This is a genomic window from Skermanella sp. TT6 (assembly GCF_016653635.2).
In the GTDB taxonomy this organism is placed as follows: Bacteria; Pseudomonadota; Alphaproteobacteria; order Azospirillales; family Azospirillaceae; genus Skermanella; species Skermanella cutis.
In genome coordinates this window covers 2,435,694-2,458,469 of sequence record NZ_CP067420.1, presented here as the reverse complement: position 1 = coordinate 2,458,469, position 22,776 = coordinate 2,435,694, and the positions used below count along the sequence as shown (strand labels likewise).

General features: G+C 68.5%; 20 protein-coding genes. 14 read left to right on the top strand and 6 right to left on the bottom strand.

The window, feature by feature from the left end; translation table 11 throughout:
• Positions 1-399, bottom strand: coding sequence for a hydroxyisourate hydrolase (uraH, locus tag IGS68_RS11565; RefSeq protein WP_201080079.1), 399 nt, complete (start codon positions 397-399; stop codon positions 1-3).
• 187 nt (positions 400-586) lie between these two features.
• Between uraH and IGS68_RS11560 the strand changes: the two genes are divergently transcribed.
• The 7 genes from IGS68_RS11560 to IGS68_RS11530 all read left to right on the top strand — a co-directional run bounded on the left by IGS68_RS11560 (position 587) and on the right by IGS68_RS11530 (position 8,998).
• Entirely contained in the window at positions 587-2,353 is a 1,767-nt protein-coding gene (locus IGS68_RS11560; RefSeq protein WP_201080077.1) for an allantoate amidohydrolase, read from the top strand.
• Between the two features lie 135 nt (positions 2,354-2,488).
• Positions 2,489-2,974, top strand: a complete 486-nt coding sequence (locus tag IGS68_RS11555; protein ID WP_201080075.1) for a MarR family transcriptional regulator — start codon at positions 2,489-2,491, stop codon at positions 2,972-2,974.
• Positions 2,975-2,984: 10 nt separating this feature from the next.
• Complete coding sequence (locus IGS68_RS11550; protein ID WP_201080073.1) at positions 2,985-4,994, top strand: FUSC family protein; 2,010 nt, start codon at positions 2,985-2,987, stop codon at positions 4,992-4,994.
• 13 nt (positions 4,995-5,007) lie between these two features.
• Positions 5,008-5,202, top strand: coding sequence for a DUF1656 domain-containing protein (locus IGS68_RS11545; RefSeq protein ID WP_201080071.1), 195 nt, complete (start codon positions 5,008-5,010; stop codon positions 5,200-5,202).
• 15 nt (positions 5,203-5,217) lie between these two features.
• Entirely contained in the window at positions 5,218-6,102 is an 885-nt protein-coding gene (locus tag IGS68_RS11540; RefSeq protein ID WP_201080069.1) for an efflux RND transporter periplasmic adaptor subunit, read from the top strand.
• A gap of 152 nt (positions 6,103-6,254) precedes the next feature.
• On the top strand, positions 6,255-7,616 hold the full coding sequence (locus IGS68_RS11535; RefSeq protein WP_201080067.1) for a uracil-xanthine permease family protein: 1,362 nt from the start codon (positions 6,255-6,257) through the stop codon (positions 7,614-7,616).
• Between the two features lie 41 nt (positions 7,617-7,657).
• A complete protein-coding gene (locus IGS68_RS11530; protein WP_201080065.1) occupies positions 7,658-8,998 on the top strand; it encodes an 8-oxoguanine deaminase in 1,341 nt (446 codons plus the stop codon).
• Positions 8,999-9,001: 3 nt separating this feature from the next.
• Here IGS68_RS11530 and IGS68_RS11525 read toward each other — a convergent pair whose 3' ends face one another.
• On the bottom strand, positions 9,002-9,862 hold the full coding sequence (locus IGS68_RS11525; RefSeq protein ID WP_201080063.1) for a phytanoyl-CoA dioxygenase family protein: 861 nt from the start codon (positions 9,860-9,862) through the stop codon (positions 9,002-9,004).
• A gap of 366 nt (positions 9,863-10,228) precedes the next feature.
• The gene (locus tag IGS68_RS11520; protein WP_201080061.1) at positions 10,229-10,438 is read right to left on the bottom strand and encodes a hypothetical protein; all 210 of its coding nucleotides are present in this window, start codon (positions 10,436-10,438) and stop codon (positions 10,229-10,231) included.
• Between the two features lie 110 nt (positions 10,439-10,548).
• On the opposite strand from IGS68_RS11520, the gene IGS68_RS11515 reads away from it, so the two are divergent.
• From IGS68_RS11515 to IGS68_RS11485, 7 genes are all read left to right on the top strand, one after another.
• The gene (locus IGS68_RS11515) at positions 10,549-10,896 is read left to right on the top strand and encodes a hypothetical protein (RefSeq protein WP_201080058.1); all 348 of its coding nucleotides are present in this window, start codon (positions 10,549-10,551) and stop codon (positions 10,894-10,896) included.
• A gap of 85 nt (positions 10,897-10,981) precedes the next feature.
• Positions 10,982-11,416 (top strand): hypothetical protein, encoded by a 435-nt coding sequence (locus tag IGS68_RS11510; protein ID WP_201080056.1) that lies wholly within the window; start codon positions 10,982-10,984, stop codon positions 11,414-11,416.
• 97 nt (positions 11,417-11,513) lie between these two features.
• Positions 11,514-12,416 (top strand): hypothetical protein, encoded by a 903-nt coding sequence (locus tag IGS68_RS11505; RefSeq protein WP_201080054.1) that lies wholly within the window; start codon positions 11,514-11,516, stop codon positions 12,414-12,416.
• 306 nt (positions 12,417-12,722) lie between these two features.
• Positions 12,723-14,363 carry an ATP-binding response regulator gene (locus tag IGS68_RS11500; protein ID WP_201080051.1) on the top strand — a complete coding sequence of 547 codons (1,641 nt, stop codon included), beginning with the start codon at positions 12,723-12,725 and terminating at the stop codon, positions 14,361-14,363.
• A 41-nt stretch (positions 14,364-14,404) separates the two neighbouring features.
• Positions 14,405-16,429 carry a TonB-dependent receptor plug domain-containing protein gene (locus IGS68_RS11495; RefSeq protein WP_201080049.1) on the top strand — a complete coding sequence of 675 codons (2,025 nt, stop codon included), beginning with the start codon at positions 14,405-14,407 and terminating at the stop codon, positions 16,427-16,429.
• Between the two features lie 3 nt (positions 16,430-16,432).
• Positions 16,433-16,999 (top strand): YfiR family protein, encoded by a 567-nt coding sequence (locus tag IGS68_RS11490; RefSeq protein ID WP_201080047.1) that lies wholly within the window; start codon positions 16,433-16,435, stop codon positions 16,997-16,999.
• A complete protein-coding gene (locus IGS68_RS11485) occupies positions 16,999-19,554 on the top strand; it encodes an ATP-binding protein (RefSeq protein WP_201080045.1) in 2,556 nt (851 codons plus the stop codon). The genes IGS68_RS11490 and IGS68_RS11485 overlap by 1 nt, the downstream gene beginning before the upstream one ends.
• A gap of 47 nt (positions 19,555-19,601) precedes the next feature.
• On the opposite strand, the gene IGS68_RS11480 is transcribed toward IGS68_RS11485, so the two are convergent.
• The 3 genes from IGS68_RS11480 to IGS68_RS11470 all read right to left on the bottom strand — a co-directional run bounded on the left by IGS68_RS11480 (position 19,602) and on the right by IGS68_RS11470 (position 22,730).
• Positions 19,602-20,300, bottom strand: coding sequence for a terminase small subunit (locus tag IGS68_RS11480; protein ID WP_201080043.1), 699 nt, complete (start codon positions 20,298-20,300; stop codon positions 19,602-19,604).
• A 350-nt stretch (positions 20,301-20,650) separates the two neighbouring features.
• Positions 20,651-21,286 (bottom strand): 3-oxo-tetronate 4-phosphate decarboxylase, encoded by a 636-nt coding sequence (gene otnC / locus IGS68_RS11475; RefSeq protein WP_201080041.1) that lies wholly within the window; start codon positions 21,284-21,286, stop codon positions 20,651-20,653.
• A 40-nt stretch (positions 21,287-21,326) separates the two neighbouring features.
• Positions 21,327-22,730, bottom strand: coding sequence for a GntP family permease (locus IGS68_RS11470; protein WP_201080039.1), 1,404 nt, complete (start codon positions 22,728-22,730; stop codon positions 21,327-21,329).
• Between the last annotated feature and the right edge of the window lie 46 nt (positions 22,731-22,776).

The following is a 22,776-nucleotide window of genomic DNA, read 5'->3' as shown; positions in this document are numbered from 1 at the left end:
TCAGCTTCCGCGATATGTCGAATAGGCGAACGGGCTGACCAGCAGCGGCACGTGGTAATGGGCGCCGGCGTCCGCGATCCCGAAGCGCAACGGGATGCCGTCAAGGAACGGCGGGTCGGGGAGGTCTACCGCGATCTTCCGGAAATAGCCGTCCACCTCGAACACCAGTTCGTAGATCCCCGTCCGCATCCCGTCGCCGGACAGCAACGGCTCGTCGCACCGCCCGTCGGAATTCGTCTTGGCCTCGGTGATCTTCTCCCGCGCGTCGCCGTCGATCCGGAACAGCGTCACCACCATCCCCGCCGCCGGCGTTCCGTGCATGGTATCGAGGACATGGGTGGTGAGTCGTCCTCCGCTCGCCGCCGCCCCGCTCTCCGCCTGCTGTGAAGTCGCCGCCATGTATCTCTCCTAGCTCGCCTGTTTTCGACTTGTTATCGGTTCGCGGAGTTTCCTAAATTATTCTTTCACCACTCCGTCTCCGCCGTCGACATCCCTCGGGCGGAAAGAGTTTCAAAACTTTCAGGAAGGTCGCGCCGCGGGGATGGCATTATTTTGACGCTACGATCCTAATGGTGGAAGGGCACAAATGTCTCCGGATAGTTCGAAGGGTCTCGCAACCGTCGTGCCAACGGGCGCCGCTCCGGACGACAAGGCCGCCACCGACTTCGTCGCCCGCTTCGGCGGCGTGTTCGAGCATTCGCCCTGGGTGGCGGAGACAGCCCTCGCCGCCCACTCCGCCATCGCCTTCGCCGACATACCAACGCTCCATGGCGGGATGTGCGCCGCGGTGCGTGCCGCCGGCCGGGACCGCCAACTGGCGCTTCTCCGGGCGCACCCCGATCTTGCCGGAAAGCTCGCCGTGGCCGGCGGGCTGACGGCTGACTCCGCCTCGGAGCAGGCCGGTGCCGGCTTGGACCGCTGCACGCCGGAGGAGTTCGCGCGCCTTCAGGTGCTTAACGACTCCTACACGGAGAAGTTCGGCTTCCCCTTCATCATCGCCGTCCGGGGGCTGACCCGCGCCGACATCCTGGACGCCTTCGAGCACCGTATCCACAACACGCCCGAGCAGGAATTCGAGACCGCGCTGGCCCAGGTGGAGCGTATCGCGCTGCTCCGTCTCCAGCAGATGGGCCCGGCTCCCGGCAGGACCCTGATGGACCGGCTCGACGCGTTCGCCGCCATTTCCGCCGAACCGGACGCGCTGACCCGCCTGTTCCTGACACCCGAGCACCGGGCCGCCGCCGACCGGCTGATGGCTTGGATGGCCGAGGCCGGGATGGCGGCACGCATCGACGCGGCCGGCAACGTCGTCGGCCGGTACGAGGGAACCCGGCCCGGACTGCCGGCCCTGCTGATCGGTTCCCACATCGACACCGTGCGCAATGCCGGCAAGTATGACGGCAACCTGGGCGTCCTGGCCGGAGTCGCCGCCGTCGCCGAATTGCACCGGCGCGGCGAGCGCCTGCCCTTCGCGGTCGAGGTCGTCGGCTTCGGCGACGAGGAGGGTGTCCGCTTTCCCGTGACCCTGACCGGCAGCCGAGCCCTGGCGGGCCGCTTCGACCCGGCCGCCCTGGACGCGGTGGACGCCGACGGCATCGGCTACGCCGACGCCCTGCGCGCCTTCGGCGGCGACCCGGACGCCATCGCCTCCGCGGCCCGCGATCCCGCCGACATCCTGGCCTATGTGGAGGCGCACATCGAGCAGGGACCGGTACTGGAAGCCGAAAGCCTCGGTGTCGGCGTCGTCACCGGCATCAACGGCGCCTCCCGCTACAGGGTGAAGGTCGGCGGGACCGCCGGACATGCCGGCACCGTCCCCATGTCGCTCCGGCGCGACGCCCTGGCGGGGGCGGCCGAGATGATCCTGTCGGTCGAACGCCGCGCCCAGGCGATCCCCGACCTCGTCGCGACGGTCGGCCGGATCGAGGCGAAGCCCGGCGCCGTGAACGTCATCCCCGGCGGAACCGTGTTCACGATCGACATCCGTTCCCCGGACGACACCGTGCGCCTCTCCGCGATGGAGGCCATCGCCGACGATTTCGCCGCCATCGCCGCCCGCCGCGCCTTGGCCTTCTCGATCGAGAAGACCCACGACGCTCCTGCCACGGCATGCGCCCCGGCGCTGATCGACCAGCTGTCCGCAGCCGTCGAACGCTGCGGCCTCCCTCCCCGCCGCCTGCCCAGCGGTGCCGGCCATGACGCCATGGCCGTCGCATCCCTTTGCCCCGTCGGCATGCTCTTCACCCGCTGCCGGGGCGGCATCAGCCACAATCCCGCCGAATCCATCACTGTAGAGGATGCCGACCTGACCGTCCGCGTCATCCTGGATTTCATCCGCCATCTCCGGCGTTGATCATCGATCAACAAGGTTCCCATACGTCGGCGGCATATCAGCAACCCGCCGACCCCTGCCTCCTCGTCCTTGAACCGCCGGTGGGGACGGCCAATATGTTAGCATCCTAATAATAAGCTTGCTTGGTTCAGTGTCATGAATTCAAAGACGGCCAATCTCCGGGCGACCTTCGGGTTCCGGCTGGCACGGATCGCGCGCCATTGGCGCCGCGAGATCGACGACGGCCTCCGCCCCTACGGCCTGACCGAGGCCACCTGGCTGCCGCTGCTGCATCTGTCCCACATGGGGAACGAGGCGAAGCAGAAGGACCTCGCCGCCTCGCTCGACATCGAGGGCGCGTCCCTGGTCCGCCTGCTCGACGCGCTGGAGTCGTCGGGCCTGATCGAGCGGTTCGATCACGAGACCGACCGCCGGGCCAAGGTGGTCCGGCTGACCGCGCGCGGTCACGACCTGCTGGACGGCGTCAACGGCGTCGCCGCCGGAATCCGCCGCCGCCTGCTGCTCGGCGTGCTCGACGACGAGATCGCCTCGACGCTCCGCATCTTCGACCGGATCGAGCAGAGCTACTGCCTCGACCATCCGGACGACGAAGCCCGGGAACCCAAGCGGGCGGCCGGCTGACGCGCCGCCGATGTTCCTGTTCGACCCCCGCAACCTGCTGTTCGCGGCGAAGGCTTACGGCGCCGCGATGCTGGCGCTCTACATCGCCTTCGCGATGGACCTGCCCCACCCGTCCTGGTCGATGCTGACGGTATTCGTCGTGGCACAGCCGCTGGCGGGCATGGTCCAGTCCAAGGCCGCCTATCGGGTGATCGGCACCATCGTCGGTTCGGCTTTCGCGGTCTTCGCGATCACCGCCTTCAACGGTTCCCCGGAGCTGCTGAGCCTCGTGCTTTCGCTGTGGGTCGGCCTCTGCGTCTACGCGACCGTGCTGGAGAAGACACCGCGCAGCTACGCCTTCATGCTGGCCGGCTACACCGCGGGTTTCGTGGCCTTTCCCATCGTGGACACCCCCGCGATCATCTTCGACACGGCCATCGCCCGCTGCCAGGAGATCATCCTGGGCATCCTCTGCATGGTGGTGGTCAGCCAGATCGTCTTCCCCCAGCGGGTCGGCCCCCAGCTCATGGGCCGGCTGTCCGCCTGGTTCGACGATGCCGGCCGTTGGTCGTCCGACGTGCTGACGGAGCGGACCGCCGGAACCGCGGGCGAGGCCGACCGGCACCGGCTGATCGTGAACGCCGCCGCCCTCGATGCCCTGCGCGTCCACGCCCGCTACGACACCCCCGAGCTTCGAGGAGCGGACGCAGGCATCCGCCGGCTCCAGCGCCGGCTCCAGATGCTGCTGTCCAACGCGGTGGCGATCCAGGACCGGCTCCGCACCCTTCACCGGACCTGCCCCGACCTGGCGGAGGCCTGGAGCCCCCTTCTGGCCGACGCGGCCTCCTGGATCGACGGCTCGGCGGGGTCCGACCCGCAGGACCGTCAAAAGTCGCGGGACCAGCTTCTGGCCCGGATCGATGCCGCGGCCCCCCCCGACGGGGAGATCCGCCGCGATGCCGACGCGATGCTCGTTCGCTCGCTGGCGGCCCGGGTCCGCGACCTGATCCTCTACTGGGACGAAAGCCTGACCCTGCGCGAAACCATCCAGTCCGGCGAGCGGGTCGCCTCCCGCGAGGAAGCACCCTCCCTGCACCGCGACCATCTGCCCGCCGCCTTGTCCGGCGCCGCGGCGTCGGTCGCCGTCCTGCTCTGCACCGGCTTCTGGATCGCAACCGGGTGGTCGCACGGCTACCTCGCCGCGATGATGGCGGGCGTCGGCGCCAGCCTGTTCGCGACGCTCGACAATCCGGCGGGCGCCGCCGCCAAGTTCCTCAACCTCGCGATCGTCGCCATGCTGCTCGCCGGCGGCTACCTGCTGTTCGTCCTCCCGGCGGTCACCAGCTTCCCGATGCTGGTGGTGGCGCTGGCACCCGTCTTCATCCCGCTCGCCGCCGCCATCGCGGTGCCGACCCACATTCCGGTGGCGCTGCCTGTCCTCCTGACGACAGCGGCGACCCTGGCGCTCCAGAACACCTATACCATCGACTTCGCGGAGTTCCTGAACGGCGGGATCGCCCAGGTTATCGGCCTCGGCTCGGCCGTCGTGGCCCTGTCGCTGACCCGCTCGCTCGGTGCGGACTGGACCGTGGGCCGCCTGATGCAGGCCGTCAGGAGGGACCTGGCCCGGTTGGCCGGAGGTGACGCCGGTCTCGACCGCCGCCGGTTCGAGGGCCGGATGTACGACCGCCTGGGCGGCCTGGTTCCCCGGCTGGCCCTGGTATCCGCCAGGCCGGAGGGGCGGCACCTGATGCGCGACGCGCTGGCCGGGCTGCGCGTCGGCCTGAACCTTCTGGCGCTGCGCCGCGACCGTGACCGTCTCCCTCCGGAGGCGGCGGCCGAGCTGTCACGGGTGCTCGCCGCGATCCGCGGGCACTTCGCCGGGACCGGCGGCGACCGTTCGACGGAGGATCTCCGCACGGCGCTCGACGGCACGGTGGCGCGCCTGTCCGCGATGGAGACGGGACCGGCCGGCACCGAAGTGCTGCTGTCGCTGTTTGGCATCCGGCAGGCGCTGGTCCATTTCCAGCGGCCGGCATGATCAAGGACAAGTCATGAAGGAACTCGACATCGCCGGCGTCTATGTCACGCCGATCCTCGGCTGGGCGCTGATCGCCTTCGTGGTCTGGACGATGCTCCGCCGCCTGATCGACCGCGTCGGGGCATCGCGCTGGATCTGGCACCGCGGCCTGTTCGACGCGGCGCTGTTCGTCATCGTCCTGGGCGGCGTGGCGGCGGTCGCCGGATAACGGAAGCATACGAAGATGAAATTCGCCATTCCCCTCGCCCGCATCGCCGTCACGCTGGTCACGGTGGCCGTCGCCGCCGTCGTCGGCTGGTACCTGTGGGACTACTACATGGCCCAGCCCTGGACGCGCGACGGGCGGGTCCGCGCCGACGTCATCCAGGTATCGCCCGACGTCTCCGGCATCGTCGCCCGCGTCCAGGTCCGCGACAACCAGCATGTCCGGCGCGGCGACCTGCTGTTCACCATTGACCAGGACCGCTACCGGCTGGCGGTCGAGCAGGCCCAGGCGCTGGTCGAAAGCCGCCGCGCCGACATGGTGCAGCACGAGCGCGACATGGACCGGCAGCACCGCCTGAGCGGCGGCGTCGTGTCCGTCGCCGACCGGGAGGCGGCCGAGTCCGCCTTCGCCATCACCCAGGCCAGCTTCCGGCAGGCCCAGTCCGACCTGGACATGGCGACGCTGAACCTGGAGCGCACCGACGTGCGCGCCGTCGCGGACGGCTACGTCACCAACCTGGAGCTTCATGTCGGCGACTACGTCCAGTCGGGCAGCCCGGCCCTGGCCCTGGTGGACAGCAACTCGTTCCATGTCGTGGGATACTTCGAGGAGACGAAGCTGCCGCGCATCCGCGAGGGGGCGCGGGCGTCGGTCGCCCTGATGGGCCTCGGCCGGACCTTCCAGGGCCATGTGGACAGCATCGCGAGCGGCATCGTGGACCGCGAGCGCAGCCAGAGCCCCGACCTGCTGGCCAACATCAATCCCACTTTCACCTGGGTCCGCCTGGCCCAGCGCATCCCGGTCCGGATCGCGCTGGACGACATGCCGGACGGATGGCAGCCGCGGGCCGGCCTGACCGCGACCGTGACGATCCTGCCGGATCCGGTTCCCGCGGACCGGTAGGTTTCCGCCCGATGATCCGCACGATCGTTTGAAGGTGTTTCGGGCAGAAGGCGGATTGTCCGTCTGATCCAACCCACGGACTATTCCCGGGCAAGTTCCACGCGAGGCAGCCATAAGACAACAACAGCCTCGATCAGAAGCCGGGAGGGAACGTGACAGCCGAGACCCTGAACAAGAGCGTCGAGACCGACGCCGCCGCCGATCCGGAACGGGGCGACCGCTCCGCCGACATCGACTACATGCCGCCCCTGACCCAGGCGGTTCCGCTGGGCATCCAGCACGTCCTCGCCATGTTCGTCGGCAACGTCACGGTTCCGATCATCCTGGCTAAGGCCGTGGGCGCCACGCCGGATCAGGTGGTCTTCCTGGTCCAGGCGGCCATGTTCGTCGCCGGGGTGGCGACGCTGGTCCAGACGCTGGGCATCGGGCCGGTGGGCGCCAGGCTGCCGATCGTGATGGGCACCAGCTTCGGTTTCGTCCCGGTCATGATCCCGATCGCCCAGGCCTACGGCCTGCCCGCCGTCATGGGCGGCGCGCTGGTCGGCGGCCTCCTGATGGCCGGCGCGGGCCTGTACATCCGCCGGATCAATTTCCTGTTCCCACCGGTCGTGACCGGGACCTTCGTCGTCATGATCGGCATGATCCTGCTGCCGGTCGGCTTCGCCTATGTCGGCGGCGGCTTCGGCGCCGCCGATTTCGGGGCGCCCCGCCACCTGCTGCTGGCGGCCCTGGTGTTCGGCGTCACCCTGGTGTTCCACCAGTTCTTCAAGGGCTTCCTCGCCATGGCGGCCGTGCTGATCGGCCTGCTGGTCGGCTACGTGGCCGCCATCCCGCTCGGCCTGGTGGATTTCTCCAAGGTGGGCGACGCCGGCTGGTTCCAGCTGCCGCAACCCTTCGCGATCGGGATCGAGTTCCACGCCGCCGCCATCGTCGCCATCGGCCTGATGGCCGTCGTCACGGTGGCCGAGTCCATCGGCGACATCGCGGGCACCGCGATCGGCGGAGCCAACCGCGAGCCGACCCGGCGCGAGCTGTCCGGCGGCGTCATGGCCGACGGGCTGATGAGCAGCTTCGCCGCCGTCTTCAACGCCTTCCCGCAGATCAGCTTCAGCCAGAATGTCGGGCTGGTCGCGCTGACCGGCGTCGCCAGCCGCTTCGTCGTGGCGATCGGCGGGCTGTTCCTGATCGTGGCCGGTCTTCTGCCCAAGCTGGGCGCCCTGGTGTCGACCGTGCCCAACGCCGTGCTGGGCGGGGCCGTGGTGATCATGTTCGGCCTGATCACCAGCGCCGGCATGAAGATGCTGAGCCGGATCGAGTTCAACAAGCGCAACATGCTGATCATCGGCGTCTCGCTGGCCGTAGCGATCGGCCTGCCGGCCCAGAAGGGCCTGATTGCGGCGGCACCGGACAGCTTGCAGACGATCCTGGAATCCGGCCTGATCCCCGGTGCCGTTATCGCGATCCTGCTCAACCTCCTGCTGCCCCGGGGCGGCGTCGAGGAAGAGCACCATTGATCGCCCGCCCCTACTGACCAGCCCCTGAAAGGACCTGCCCCATGCGGCTCTGGATCAAGGACCCCCTCGCCATCCTCGCCGATGGTGCCGACCGCGGGATCGTCGTCGAGCAGGGCCGCATCGTCGAACGGGTGGCGGCGGGCCGGGAACCCGCCGTTCCCGCCGACGCGGTGTTCGACGCCGGCGACCATGTCGTGCTCCCCGGTCTGATCAACACCCACCATCATTTCTATCAGACGCTGACCCGCGCCCTCCCCGCCGCCCTGGACAAGGAGCTGTTTCCCTGGCTGAAGGCGCTCTACCCCGTCTGGGCCCGGCTCGACGCGCGGGCCCTGGACTCGGCGGTCACGGTGGCGATGGCCGAGCTGATGCTGTCCGGCTGCACCACGACCACCGACCACCACTATGTCTTCCCCGCCGGGCTGGAGAACGCGATCGACATTGAGGTCGATGTCGCCCGCCGGCTCGGCATGCGCGCCGTGCTGACCCGGGGCTCAATGAACCTGTCCGAGCGCGACGGCGGCCTGCCGCCGGACGGCGTTGTCCAGGACGAGGACACCATCCTGGAGGACAGCCTGCGCCTGATCGAGGCGTACCACCAGCGGGGCGACGGGGCGATGATCCAGATCGCGCTGGCGCCCTGCTCGCCCTTCTCGGTGACCCGCTCGCTCATGACCCGGACGGCGGACCTGGCGGAGCGGCACGGCGTGCGCCTGCATACCCACCTCGCCGAGACGGAGGACGAGAACGCCTTCTGCCTGGAGACCATGGGCCGCCGGCCGCTCGACTACCTGGAAGACTGCGGCTGGCTCAGCGACCGCGTCTGGCTGGCGCACGGCATCCACTTCACCCCCGCCGAAATCGACCGGCTGGCCACGGCCGGAACCGCGGTCACCCACTGCGCGTGCAGCAACCAGGTGCTGGCGTCCGGCATGTGCCCCGTCCACGGAATGGAGCGCGCCGGCGTGAAGGTGGGCCTCGGGGTGGATGGATCCGCCTCGGCCGACAGTTCCAACCTGATCCAGGAGGTCCGGGCCGCCTTCCTGCTCCAGCGCCTGCAGTACGGCGTAAAGGCGATCAGCCACCGAGACGCGCTGCGCTGGGCGACCGCCGGTTCGGCGGCCTGCATCGGCCGGGGGGACCTCGGCACCATCGCGGAGGGGTTCCAGGCCGATCTCGCCCTGTTCAAGCTGGACGAGCTGCGTTTCGCCGGACACGGCGACCCGCTGGCGGCGCTGGTCCTGTGCGGCGCCCAGAGGGCGGACCGCGTCATGGTCGCCGGACGCTGGACGGTCGAGGACGGCCGGATCCCGGGCCTGGACACGGCGGAGCTGGCGCGTGCCCACCAGTCGATCGCCCGTCGGATGACGGCGGACGCCTGAACCTCAGCCCTCCAGGGCAGCCCCGACCGGTCCGAATCCCCGCAGCGGCATCTCAGGCGGCCGTTGCAGCCAATTGTCCTCGGGGTAGTGGCAGGCCCCGTCGATCACGTGGAGAGCATAGGCGCCACGCGGGTGGGGCGACCTGTTGGGCCCGCTCCGGTGAGGCGTCAGCCCGTGCATCAGGACCAGCGTCCCGGCCTCGGCTTCGAGCGGGACGAAGTCGGCGGTCGAGAAGTCGTCAAGTCCGCCCAGGCGCTCCAGGGCCGCACCACCCTCGGGGCGGCGCCGGAACCGGGACAGCAGTCCGCGCCGCTGTCCTCCGGGCTCGACCCAGAGGCAGCCGTTCTCCGTCGTCGCATCCTCCAGCGCGAACCAGAACCCCAGGACGCTCTGGGGCTCGGTATAGAGCCAGGTCGCATCCTGGTGGTTGCCGATCTCGCCGCCGGTTTGCGCCTGCTTGAAGATCACCATCGACTGGAGCAGGCGAGGATCGGCCATTCCGACCTGATTGCAGATGCGTCCGAGGCGCGGGTCGCGCGAAAAGCCGTCGAACAGCGGATCCAGGTCGTGCAAGGCATGGCCGATCTTGTCGACCCCCTGCCAGGCGGGAGCGTGGGACCCGGCGGCCGCAGGCTGTTCTTGGTCGAAGAAGATCCTGATCTTGTCGCCCGAGGTGAGGAAATAGCCTTCGTGCTCGGCATCCCCCAGCTTCGGCAGGAACGCCATCCGCTTCACCTCCCAGGCGAGTTGCGCGGCGAGTGCCCGTGAATAGTCGAGAAGCGCCTGACATTCGGTGCGGGGCACGAAGCCGGGCAGTATCAGATATCCGGTCGATCGGTATTCGGCGATCTGTTCCTTGCTCAACACGGGGTCGTTCCTTGTCTGAGGATCAGGCGCCGGCGGCCGGACAACTCCCGGCTCCCACGTTTCCCGCCCGAGGCACCTCTACATATTAAGTAATATCCCTATCGACCGTATGGAAACGATACATAGACTCCAAAACGCCTATAGCCTCGGGAAACGCCACGCATCCAGATCCCGAAAGCCCTTTTCAGGACTTCGGAGGCCGACCGTCAAGTCATGCCCACCGCACCGGACTCACCGGAACACCTTCAGTACCATTTCGCCGAGCCCGACAATCTCATGTTTCATGTGCTGCCATGAAGTGATTTTGCGAGGTATGACGTCTTATGGACAGAGTCCTGTCCATAAGACGCCGTCGCGGACCGGCTATGCGTCCTGGTTGTAGGCCGTGACCGCGAGTTCGACCATCCGCTCCAGGACCCGGTCTATGTCGATGTCGGAACTGGCCTCGTCCACCAGCACCTCCTCCAGGTAGGTGCGTAGGCTGAAGGGCTCGACCTCGCCGATCTCGTGCTTCGCCATCAGCGGCATCTCGCCCAGCGCCTTGGCGGCGCGCTTCAGTCTTGCTTCCTGCATTTCCTGTTCCTGTAGTCGTTGCAATCCAATAACGTCCGGTGTGGGAGTATGACGCCGGGTGTTCCCCGATTGCGGACGATAAAGGGCCGTTCGGGCCAGGAAGGTATGGGATGTTCCTTTCGACCGTGGAAGGTCGTTACTGGGTCGAATTGATCGATCAGGCGACCGCGGATTGGGAAAGTTTCCGCATGAACCACGCAGTATCCAAGTATTTCGCCAAGCATGTCGCCGATCGGCGCGCGGTGCCCCCCGGCGACTTCGCCGAGGCGCGCTTCTTTTCCCTCCGGAACAGGAACGCCGATCCGGTATCGACGGCGATGATCCGGCCGAAGCGGATCGATGTCGGCGTCGCCTACGCGAACAGATCGCCGTTTCCCGATTTCATGGAGGACTACTCGATCCTGGCGCGCCATATGCGCGTCGCATTCGATACGCGGTGTTATCCCTACGGCCGCTGACGGCGGCACGCGGATTGCTCACGCCTCGGATCCATCCACGATCCTGTCGGAAACCCGCCAGGATCGCAGCCGAGAGGAGCAATCGATGGTACCAATGCTGACATTGGCCCTGCGGCTCGCCCGCCGGTTTCCCGACGACGCGGCCCTTCTGGCGGAACTGCGGGAGGACAAGCTGGTCCGCAGGACGATCGACGCCTGCGAGTTCCTGGCCCAGGCCGCGCGCGAACGGCGGACGGTCACGGTCGCGGAACTGGCCGCGGCGGTGAAGCTGCCGCTTTCCGGTCCGGCCCAGGCGGCCAACGCGAGGTCGGTCGCCACCATCCTGGCGGCGCTGACCACCTCCGACTTCGAGGGTGCCCGCCCGCTGCTGACCGCCCTGGTCCGCCGCCGGGACGGCAAGCCGCCGCCGCCCGCCTTCTTCGCGCTGGTCGACGATTTCGGCCTGCTCGCCCCCTATGACGACGAGGATGCCTTCCTGGCGGACGAGACCGCCCGGGTGCACGGCGCCTGGGCAGCCTGAGGGGGAAACCCGGAATATTCAGGGACCGCGCGACTTCCCGATTATCGGCCGAGCCTAAAATAGATCATGATGCCGCTGATGCTGGGGGAACTTGCCGATGTTCGACATGACCATGCTGACGGCGGAAGCGTTCGGGCAGGAGATATCCAACGCCTACCGGAACACTTTCGGCGTGCGGGAACCCCACAGGGCGGATTTCCTCGCGTGTTCCGCCCGGCTCGCGGTGGAGCGGATCGCCAACAGCGACGCGCTCTACCACGACGTCCACCATACGATCATGGTGACGCTGGTCGGGCAGGACATCCTGCGCGGCCGGATCATCTCGCACCGGGTCACGCCGTGCGACTGGGTTCATTTCCTGCTGGCGCTGATGACCCATGATATCGGCTATGTCCGAGGCGTCTGTCCCGGCGACGAGGCGGACACCTGCGTGATCGACGATGCCGGCAATTCGGTCCGGCTGCCCAGGGGATCGACCGACGCCTTCCTGGCGCCGTACCATATCGAGCGGTCGAAGCTGTTCGTGCGCGCCCGGTTCGGCGACGATCCGGACATCGACGTGGACCGGGTCACCCGGAGCATCGAGCTGACCCGCTTCCCGGTACCCGACGACGGCGACCACGACGCGACCGATACCGAGGCCGGCCTGGTCAGGGCCGCCGACCTGGTCGGCCAGCTCGCCGACCCGATGTACCTGCGCAAGATCTCGGGGCTCTACTACGAGTTCCTGGAAACCGGCGTGGCGGACCGGCTGGGCTACCAGTCGCCCGCCGACCTGGTCGACTATTACCCGGAGTTCTTCTGGACACGCATCGAGCCCTATGTCGGCCCCGGCCTCCGCTACCTCCAGATGACCAGCTCGGGCAAGCGCTGGATCGCCAACCTGTACAGCCACGTCTTCGCGGTCGAGCACCGGCGCCGCAGCCTCGGCCCGCACATCCCGCAGCAGAGCGCGGATGTGCGGGCCGAGGCACCGCCGGGCCGCCCGGATGCCGGCTAGGAAGGACCCGGTTTGGCGGCACTCCGAAGGCTGGAGCCCTGTTCGTCGGACCAACTTCCTGTCCATATCACCAAACGCTTATGAAGCTAGCCCGATCGTCGCCCGCCTGGAGAGCCAAGGTCGTAATGTGTTAGCCCCGATTTTCCGATAACTTTATCCAAGGCGGATCTCGACGGCCGGTTCCCGAAAGCCCGGCCGGTCGCAAGGTTCCGCGCAAAGCGTTCTCCACGGATTCGAGCGGTCGCCATGCACATCGAGTCAGCAAACTCCGGCTGGAGCGATAGAAGGCAGCCTCTCGTTCTCGTGGTGGATGACGATCCGGTGGCCCGCTTCCTCTATCGACAGGCTCTGGAGCAGGAAGGATTCCAGGTCGTGGATGCCGCCGACGGCGGTCCCGCGCTGACGATCTTCCAGGACCGCGAGCCCGACCTCGTGCTGCTCGACGTCGTCATGCCGTCGATGGACGGCTTCGCGACCTGCGCGGCCCTGCGCCGTCTGCCCAAGGGGATCGGCGCCCACGTCCCGATCCTGATCGTCACCGGGCTGGAAGATCTCGGGTCGATCAGCACGGCCTACGACGCGGGGGCGACCGACTTCGTCACGAAGCCGATCAACTGGACGATCCTGATCCAGCGTCTCCGCTACATGCTGCGGGCGAACGAAGGCTTGCGCCGGCTGTGCGAGAGCGAGCGGCGGCTCGCCCAGGCCCAGCGGATCGCGGCTCTGGGAAGTTGGGACTGGGACATCCGGTCGGGAGAGATGACCTGGTCCCGCGAGATGTTCCGCCTCCTGGGCTACGATGCGGGTCCCGATGCCGACGGGGAAGGCACGGAAGATGTCCGGCCGAGCCTGGCCGCCGTCATCAGCCGCATGCATCCGGACGACCGCGGGCCCTTCGAGGCCGCGGCCGACCACATCATCACGACGGGCGCGGCGATCGACGAGGGCATCGACGTGCGCATCGTCGGCACCGGCGAAGGCGCCGACGAGACGAGGATGATCCGCTTCACCGGGCGGACGATCCTCGACCGCCAGGGTCGCGTGGCGCGGGTCATCGGGGTGGCCCAGGACATATCGGAGCGCCGGCGCGGGGAGGACAAGCTGCGCCAGGCGCTGGAGCAGGCCGAAGCAGCGAACCGGGCCAAGTCGGAGTTCCTGGCGACCATGAGCCACGAGCTCCGCACGCCGATGAACGCGATCCTGGGCTTCACCGAGATCATGGACATGAAGCTCTACGGTCCGCTCGGCAACGAGCAGTACCAGGACTATGTCCGGATGATCCACGAGAGCGGCGAACACCTGCTGCAGCTGATCAACGCGATCCTGGACCTGTCGAAGGCCGAACAGGGCATGATAGAGCTGCGCGAGGACAAGATCGATGTCGCCGGGACCGCGCACGCCTGCCGCCGGCTGCTTCAGACGCAGGCCGACGCCAAGGACATCGCGTTCACCCTGGACCTGCCCGACCGGCCGCCGCCCATCCTGTGGGGGGACGAATTCCGGGTCCGGCAGATCCTGCTGAACATCCTGTCCAATGCGCTGAAGTTCACTCCCGACGGGGGAATGGTGACCTTCCGGATACGTTGCGGCTCCCCCGGCGGGGACGCGCCGACGGACCTGGAGGGCGGCCTGATGTTCGAGATCGCCGACACCGGCATCGGGATGCGGGCGGAAGACATCCCGATCGCCCTCGCCAAGTTCGGACAGATCGACAGCTCCCTGTCGCGCCGCTACGACGGCACGGGCCTCGGCCTGCCGCTGACGAAACGTCTCATCGAACTCCATGGCGGATCGCTGCGGATCAGCAGCGCACCCGGTGCCGGAACGACGGTCACGGTGTGGTTCCCGCGGAGCCGGGTTATCGCCGACGGCCGGCGGAAGGCCGATGACACCGGGATGACCCGTCCGACGGTTAGAACTTTATTAAATCAATACGCCTCCAATTAGTCCCCTGACAGATTTCCATGAGGTTGGCCGCCGTGCGATTCATGCCCGGTCTCAAGACGCTGCTGCCGGCTTTCACCGTGGCCCTCCTGCCGATGGCATCCGGTGCAGCCGCAACCGAACGGGCCGATCTCGCGGACCTGACCCATCTCAGCCTCGAAGACCTGATGAACCTCCGGGTGGAGGTCACGTCGGCATCGAAGAGGGCCGAGACGCTGGGCAAGGTCGCCGCGGCCGTTTCCGTCCTGACCGGTGACGATATCCGCCGCGCCGGAGCCACCAGCATCCCGGACGCGCTTCGGCTGATCCCCGGTGTCCAGGTCGCGCGGATCAACGCCAGCAAGTACGCCATATCGGTACGGGGCTTCAACGGGCGGTTCGCCAACAAGCTCCTGGTGCTGATCGACGGGCGCAGCGTCTACACGCCCCTGTTCTCCGGCGTCTTCTGGGAACTGCAGGACACGCTGCTGGAGGATGTCGACCGTATCGAGGTGATCCGCGGCCCCGGCGCGACGCTGTGGGGCGCCAACGCGGTCAACGGCGTGATCAACATCATCACCAAGCCGGCGGCCGCGACGCAGGGCCTTCTGGTGACCGGCGCCGCCGGAGACGAGGATCGGGCGTCCGGCGCCGTCCGGTTCGGCGGCGCCTTCGCCGGCGGCGACGGACACTACCGGATCTATGCCAAGCACATGCGCCGCGACGGCGGTCTCACCCCGTCGGGGGAAGATGCGCCCGACGATTCGAACCACAGCCGCGTCGGCTTCCGGGCGGACTGGAAGACCGGATCGGCCGATGCCTTCACCGCGCAGGGCGGACTCACGACCGGGCGGACGGGCGAGAGCTCCACGATATTCGAGCCCACGGCACCGTTCATCCGCCCGGTCGAGCAGCGGGACAGGATGCTGAACGCCGACATCCTGGGTCGCTGGACAAGGACCCTCTCCGCCGCATCCGAAGTTTCGCTCCAGGCCTATGTCAGCCGGGAGACCGTCCATCTGCCGCAGGTGAAGGCGACGAACGACACGGTGGACATCGAGTTCCAGCATCACGTCAAGCCGTGGGAACGGCACGACGTCGTCTGGGGGGCCGGATACCGTCTGCACTCCGACGACATCGAAGGCACCTTCTCCCTCTCCGTCGATCCGGTCCGGCGCACGGAGCAGGTGGTCAACGCGTTCGTCCAGGACGAGATCACGCTGGTTCCCGACAAGCTCCGCTTCACCGTGGGGTCCAAGTTCGAACTCAACGGCTACAGCGGCATCGAGCTCCAGCCCAGCGCCCGCCTGCTCTGGACGCCGGCGGCGGACCATACGTTCTGGACCGCGGTCTCGCGCGCCGTTCGCACGCCGTCACGGGCCGAAGACGACATCAGGATCGTCCAGGCGTCCCAACCCGGGCCGGGCGGACTGCCCGTCACGGTCGAGGCGACGGGGCAGCGCGGCTTCGACTCCGAAGACCTGCTGGCATTCGAAGCCGGATACCGGACCAGCCCGGTCTCCAACCTGTCGTTGGACGTGGCGGCGTTCTACAATATCTACGACCACCTGCTGTCGTTGGAACCGCAGCCGATCGCCTTCTCCGCCTCCCCGGCGCCCCGGTTGGCGCTGCCGCTCCTGGCCGGCAACCGGCTGGACGCCAGGACCTGGGGAGCGGAGGTCGCCGCCGAGTGGCACCCGATCGAGAGCTGGCGGCTCCGCGGCGCCTATACCCTGCTGAGGATGGATACCGAGGCCGCCGCCGGCAGCGGGGACACCATCTCGGCGTCGGCCGCCAACGGCAGCAGCCCCCAGCACCAGTTCAACCTGCAGTCCTCCACCGACCTGACTGAGGATGTCGAGTTCGACCTTATCCTTCGGCATGTCGGCGATCTGCCGGCACTTCGGATTGGCGGCTACACGACGCTGGATGCCCGCATCGGCTGGCGGGTTGCGGACGGCGTGGAGCTCTCGCTGGTCGGGCGGAACCTCGTCGGCGGCCCCCGCCTCGAATACCGGCCGGAGTTCCTGTCCACGGACCCGACACAGGTGGAGCGCAGCGTCTATGCCAAAGCGACGCTGCGGTTCTGAAGCATGCCTCCCCGCTTCTTCAGGAACCTGGCCTTGCGGGCGGTCGCGGCGCTGGTCCCGTTCCTCTCGGCCGGGGGCATGGTCTCCAAGACGTGGGCCGCTCCCAGCGAGTACGAGGTCAAGGCTGCATTCCTCTACAACTTCGCCAAGTTCACGGCCTGGCCTCCGGCACCGGAAGCACCCCCAGCCCCTTTCGCCATCTGCGTCCTCGGGGAGGACCGGTTCGGCACGGCGCTTGACGTGCTTCAAGGCAAGCCGGTCGATGGCAGGCCGGTGGTCGTCCGGCGCATGGTCGAGCCCGAAGACCTGCAGCGGTGCCGGATCGTCTTCGTCGGCCCTCCCCATGCCGATCGGATGGATCGCCTCTCCCGGACCCTGCAGGACCAGCCCGTCCTGACCGTCGGCGACAGCCCCGGATTCGTCCGCTCGGGCGGCATGATCGGGTTCGTCATCGAGGACGGACGCATCCGGTTCGAAATCGACCCCGACCGGATCTCGCCGACCGGCCTGACCGTCAGTTCCCAGCTGCTCAACCTCGCGGTCATCGTCCGCGGCAGAGGCCCCCTGTGATGCTGACCTTCTTTCGCCTGATGCCGCTTCGGCGCAAGCTGATCACCATCATGCTGCTGACCAGCGGCCTCAGTCTCCTGATGGTCACGGCAGCCCTCGTCTTGCACGAGGAAGTCCGCTATCGGGAGAGCGCCGTTAAGCAGCTGGCCTCGATCGGGCAGGTCATCGCGGCCAATACCACCGCGGCGCTGGCTTTCGACGACCCGAGGGCGGCGCAGGAAACCCTCGCGGCGCTCGGCGCCCAGCCGCAGATCCGTCAGGCCCACATCATACGGCGCGACGGCGCCATGTTCGCTGCGTACCCCGCCGGCTACGATCCGACGGACCCCGGTTCCCACGGGGATCATCGGGAGGACCTGGGCTTCCTCGAACATGCCGCCGCGGCGATCCAGTCGGGAGCAACCCCGGAATTCTACTCCTTCCGGCACCAGGATCTGGACGTCTTCGTTCCGATCCGCCTGGACGGCGAGGTGCTGGGACTGGTTCACCTGACCTCGGACACGGCCGAGCTCAGCGACAACCTGAGCCGCTACTACGGCATCGTCGCGCTGGCCGCGATCGTCTCGCTGCTGGTCACCGTGATGATCTCGACACGGCTCCAGCGCGTGGTGTCCGGTCCGATCATGGACCTGACCAGGACGATGGCGGACGTTTCCCACTCCAACGACTATGCCGTGCGCCTGCCGCGCCGCTACCGGGACTTCCGGCACCCCGCCCGCCGCGGGGACGAGATCGACGCGCTGATCGACGGCTTCAACGACATGCTGCTGCAGATCGGGCAAAGGGATGACCGTCTTGCCCGACAGGGCGAGATCCTCGAGTCCCAGGTCGCCGAACGCACCGCCGCGCTCTCCGCCGCGAACGGCGAACTGGAGCGGACCGTCCGCGAGCTTCGGCACGCGAAGCGGACCGCCGAAGCGGCGAGCCGGGCGAAGTCCGAGTTCCTAGCGAACATGAGCCACGAGATCCGGACGCCCATGAACGGCGTGCTCGGCATGGTGGAGCTGCTCCTCGAGACCGACCTGTCCGACCGGCAGCGGCGATATGCCGAGACCGTCCGGCGTTCCGGCGAGACCCTGGTCACCCTGATCAATTCGATCCTCGACCTGTCGAAGATCGAGGCCGGAAAGATGGAACTGGAGCTGGGTCCGGTCGATGTCGGGACGCTTGCCCGCGAGGCGACCGATTTCTTCGAGGGCCAGGCCGCCGCCAAGGGCATCCACCTTGCCTGCCACATGCCGGCCACGGTGCCCCTCGGGCTGGTCGGCGATGCCGGACGTCTCCGGCAGATCCTCACCAACCTGATCGGCAACGCGATCAAGTTCACGGAACCAGGCGGAAAGGTCGTGGTGCGCGCCGAGCCCGCCGCGGCGCCGCAGGAGAAGCCGCCGACCAGCAAGGTGCTGCTGCGCTTCGAGGTGACCGACACCGGCGTCGGCATCCAGCCCGACAAACACGGGACCATCTTCGAGGCGTTCGCCCAGGCCGACGGATCGACCACCCGCCGGTACGGCGGAACCGGATTGGGGCTGGCGATCGCCCGCCGGCTCAGCGCCCTGATGGGAGGGGAGATCGGAGTCGACAGTACACCCGGCGAGGGCTCGAGATTCTGGTTCACCGCCTTGTTCGATCGTCCCGGCGATGCCGCGCCGCTCACCGTGGGCGACCTTGAGGGAGCGGGGCGGGAGCGGCACTCCGACGGCGCCCGGCGGCTTTCGGGCCGGGTCCTGCTGGCCGAGGACAATCCCGTCAACCGCGAGGTCGCCACGGAACGGCTGATGCTGCTCGGCTGCGTGGTCGATGTCGCGGCCAACGGGATCGAGGCGCTCGACCGCGCGCGGCTGCACCAGTACGACCTGATCCTGATGGACTGCCAGATGCCCGAGCTGGACGGCTACGACGCGAGCCGGGCGATCCGCCTGGAGGAAGCCCGGATGCCGGCGGCGAGCCCCAGGCACGTCCCGATCGTCGCGCTGACGGCCAACGCCTTGGCGGGAGACAGGGAGCGCTGCCTTGCCGCGGGAATGGACGATTACCTCGCCAAGCCCTTCAGCCAGGGGCAGCTGCGCGACATGCTGGGGCGCTGGCTGGCTTCTCCGGACGCGGAGCCGGCCGCCCGCGCTCCCGACCCTGCGGCGACGGCGGGAGCTCCGGCTCCGCTGGATCCGGCGGTCCTCGACGAGTTGCGCCGGCTGGCCGGCGGCGGCCGGCCCGATGTCCTGGCCACCGTGGCCGGGATATACCTGGAAAGCACGCCGGAACTGCTGGCCCGCCTCCGTACGGGCGCGGATGCCGGCGACTGGCCGCTCCTCGCCGCCACGGCGCACGCGCTGAAGTCGAGCAGCGGCAGCATCGGGGCGCTGGGGTTGGCGGCACTGTGCCGGGACCTGGAAACGGCGTCCCGCCACGCCGCCGACGGCGCGCCCGCGAGCGACCGGGTGCCCGGCCGGGCGGTGGATGCTATCGAGGCGGAGTATGGGCGGGTGCGCGCCGCCCTGACCTCCCTCGCCCCGCCGGCACCACCATCGGCGCCGGCCGAAACGGTCAGCTCCTGAAGACGACGGCCGGTTCCGCGACCTGTTCCAGCGTCGGCAGCCGGGCTTCACCGTCCCGCGGCGGTCGGCAGCCGGAAAGGCGATGCCGGCGCGGACAGCGCGGTGGAGCCGAAAAGCGCCGCGGAGGCGGCCGAGGTCACTACCGGAAGGCCGGAAAGGTCACTATTCCGCTTGGCGCCCGGCTTGCCGGCCGGTGCGGGAGCCGGTGCGGGAGCGGCCGCGGGTCGGATCCGCGTGGGAGCTCCCGCCGTGGAGGCGATCGCGGGGGCCGGCGGCGGGAAGGCTACGGCCTGGACGGCTTCGTCGTCCGGGTCGCAGTCGAGGCCCTCCAGGTCGGCGTCCGGGTGCGGCCTGTCGCCGAGGAAATGGTGCGGGATGCGCTTGTCCTGGACCACGCCGCGCAGCTTCAGCCACAGCTCGATCGCGCGCAGGCTCAGCCCGAGGCTCTTGCGCTCCAGCGCCTCCTCCATGATCGTCCTGACCAGGGTTGCCGCCTCCTCCAGGTCGGCTTGGTGGCCGGCCCGCCGGTCGGCGCGGAGCTGGGCCACGCGGACCTGGATTTCCGGCTGGGTCATCAGGACGGCCCCGCGCTGCTTCGCGCCCTTGGGCGAGTACCCCGCCCGCCGCGCCGCCTCCGCCCCGCCGACGTTGCAGGCCATGGCCTGGCAGAAGGCTTCCTGGCAGGGCGGCAGCACGATCACGGGCGGGGCGGAGGCGGCTTGTGTCGGGGGCTGGTGGTCGAGCATGGCTGGGGCGCCTTGGCCGGATGGGAACAATTAGTGAACATTACCGCTAATTGCCGTCGGATGCAAGATGAGTGGAGGGGCGGCGTCCCGCGCACCGTGGGCGGCGGGACGCCGCCCCTCCGCGTGGCTTCAGTTAAGGGGGCGCTTGACCTCCTCACCCCTACCCTCTCCCCCGAGGGGGGTGCTGTATGGGAACCGTATCAGGGCCGTTCAGAGTTTGTCCGGGACAGGCCGGAGCCGGCATGTTGAAAGCGATCGTCGCGGACAAGGCTCCCTCGCCCCCCTCTCGGGGGAGAAGGTCGGGGTGAGGGGGCGGGCGAAAACCCGTGCGTGCCATGCCCGCCGCCGCCTCAGCTCTTGAAGACCACCCCCAGTTCCGCGACCTGTTCCGGCGTCAGCGGCCGGATCGGGTGCCCGTGGAGCAGGAAGTGGAGCTTGGCGGTCTCCTCCAGCTCCTCCAGCGCGTAGAGCGCGTCGTTCAGGGTCTTTCCGGCGATCACGGGGCCGTGGTTCGCCAGCAGGACCGCCGCGTGCTTGACCGCCATCTCCCTGACGGCGAGGGCCAGCCGCTCGTCGCCCGGGCGGTAATAGGGCACCAGGGCGAGGTCGCCGACGCGCATCACGTAGTAGGCGGTCAGCGGCGGCAGGACAGGCGCGCCGGGCTTGTGGTCCAGGCACGACACCGCGACCGAATGGGTCGAGTGGGTGTGGACGATGGCGCCCGCGTCCGGCCGCACGTCGTAGACGCAGGTGTGCAGGAAGGCTTCCTTGGACGGCGGGTCGCCGCCGACATGCCGGCCGGAGGCGTCCAGCCGGGACAGCCGCGCCGGGTCCAGCAGGCCCAGCGAGCTGTTGGTGGGCGTCACCAGCCAGCCGTCGTCCAGCCGGACGCTGAGATTGCCCGAGGATCCGTGGACCAGCCCGCGCCGGTACAGCAGGTCGCCCATCCGGCACAGGATCTCGCGGGCTTCGTTTTCCCTCGTCATCCGGCTTCTCCCCTCCCCTTCCTTGTTCGGCCGATCAGGCTCAGCCCATCACGGCGTTGGCGACCAGCAGGGTCACCATGGCGGTGGCCCAGCATAGCGTGGTCGGAACCGACCAGACGAGCATCTGGTGCTTCGCGTTCTTGACGCCCAGCATCCGGTTGATCACCCAGAAGTAGCTGTCGTTGAAATAGCCGAACGCCATCGAGCCGATCGCCGCCGCCTGGGCCGCGAACACCATGTTGACGTCGGGGATCTGCATCAGGATCGGGGCCGAGATCGAGGCGCCGGTAATCATGGCGACCGTGCCGCTGCCTTGGATCAGCCGCACGAGGGAGGAGATCACGAAGGGGATCAGCACGGCCGGCAGCGGCAGCGTCGCCACCAGCTCGCCCATGTACTGGCCGGTGCCGCTGTCGCGCAGGACCGCGCCCAGCGCGCCGCCGGCGCCGGTGACCAGCAGGATGATGCCGGCGCTCTCGACGCCCTTCTCCATCTCCATGATGACTTCGTTGCGCGGACGGCGCGATGCCAGGCCGTAGACCGCCACGACGACGCCCAGTCCGACGGCGATGACCGGGTTGCCGACGAAGGCGGCGATCTGGACCGGCAGGGAGGCCGCCAGGGCGGCGTCGCCGCTCGCCTTGACGATGCCCGCGACCAGCGTATTGACGAAGATCAGCACGATCGGGACGACGATCGGCAGGACGGAGAGCCACAGCGGCGGCAGCTCGGGCGACCGGGCCTGCTCGGCGTCCTTGAACTGGCGGTAGGCGGCGCTCAGGTCCTCGCCGGTGTCGCGTTGGATCATCGCCTCGATCCGCGGCCCCATCAAGCGGGCGTACCAGATCAGCACGACGGTGCTGGGCAGGGTCAGGACGACGCCCCAGAAGATCATCAGGCCGATGTCGATCCCGTAGATGCCGGCGACGCCCAGGGGTCCCGGCGTCGGCGGGACCGCGTGGTGGGTCAGCATCAGGCCGCCCGCCAGCGAGATGCCGAGGGTCAGCAGCGACTTGCCGGTGTTCTGGGACAGCGCCCGGACCAGCGGGCTGAGGATCACGAAGGCGCTGTCGCAGAAGATCGGGATCGAGACGATGTAGCCGGTGGCCGTCATCGCCCACTCTTCCCGCTTCTCGCCGAGCGTGCGGACGAAGCTGAGCGCCATGCGCTCGGCGGCGCCGGAGATTTCGAGGATCCGGCCCATCATGACGCCGAAGCCGATGACGAGGCCGATGGTCGAGAGCGTGGCGCCGAAGCCCGTCGTGATCGACTTGACGACCGCTTCCGGCGCCATGCCGGCCGACAGGCCGGAGATGGAGGCGGCGACGACCAAGGCCAGGACGGGATGGATCTTCGTGCGCAGGACCAGCACGATCAGGATGAAGATGGCGAACGCCAGGCCGAAGATGGCCGTGGGACCGACCGCGGAGACCGCGCCGTTCATTGGAGTGCTTCCTTGAAATTCTTGATTGCTTGGGTGTCGGCCGGTC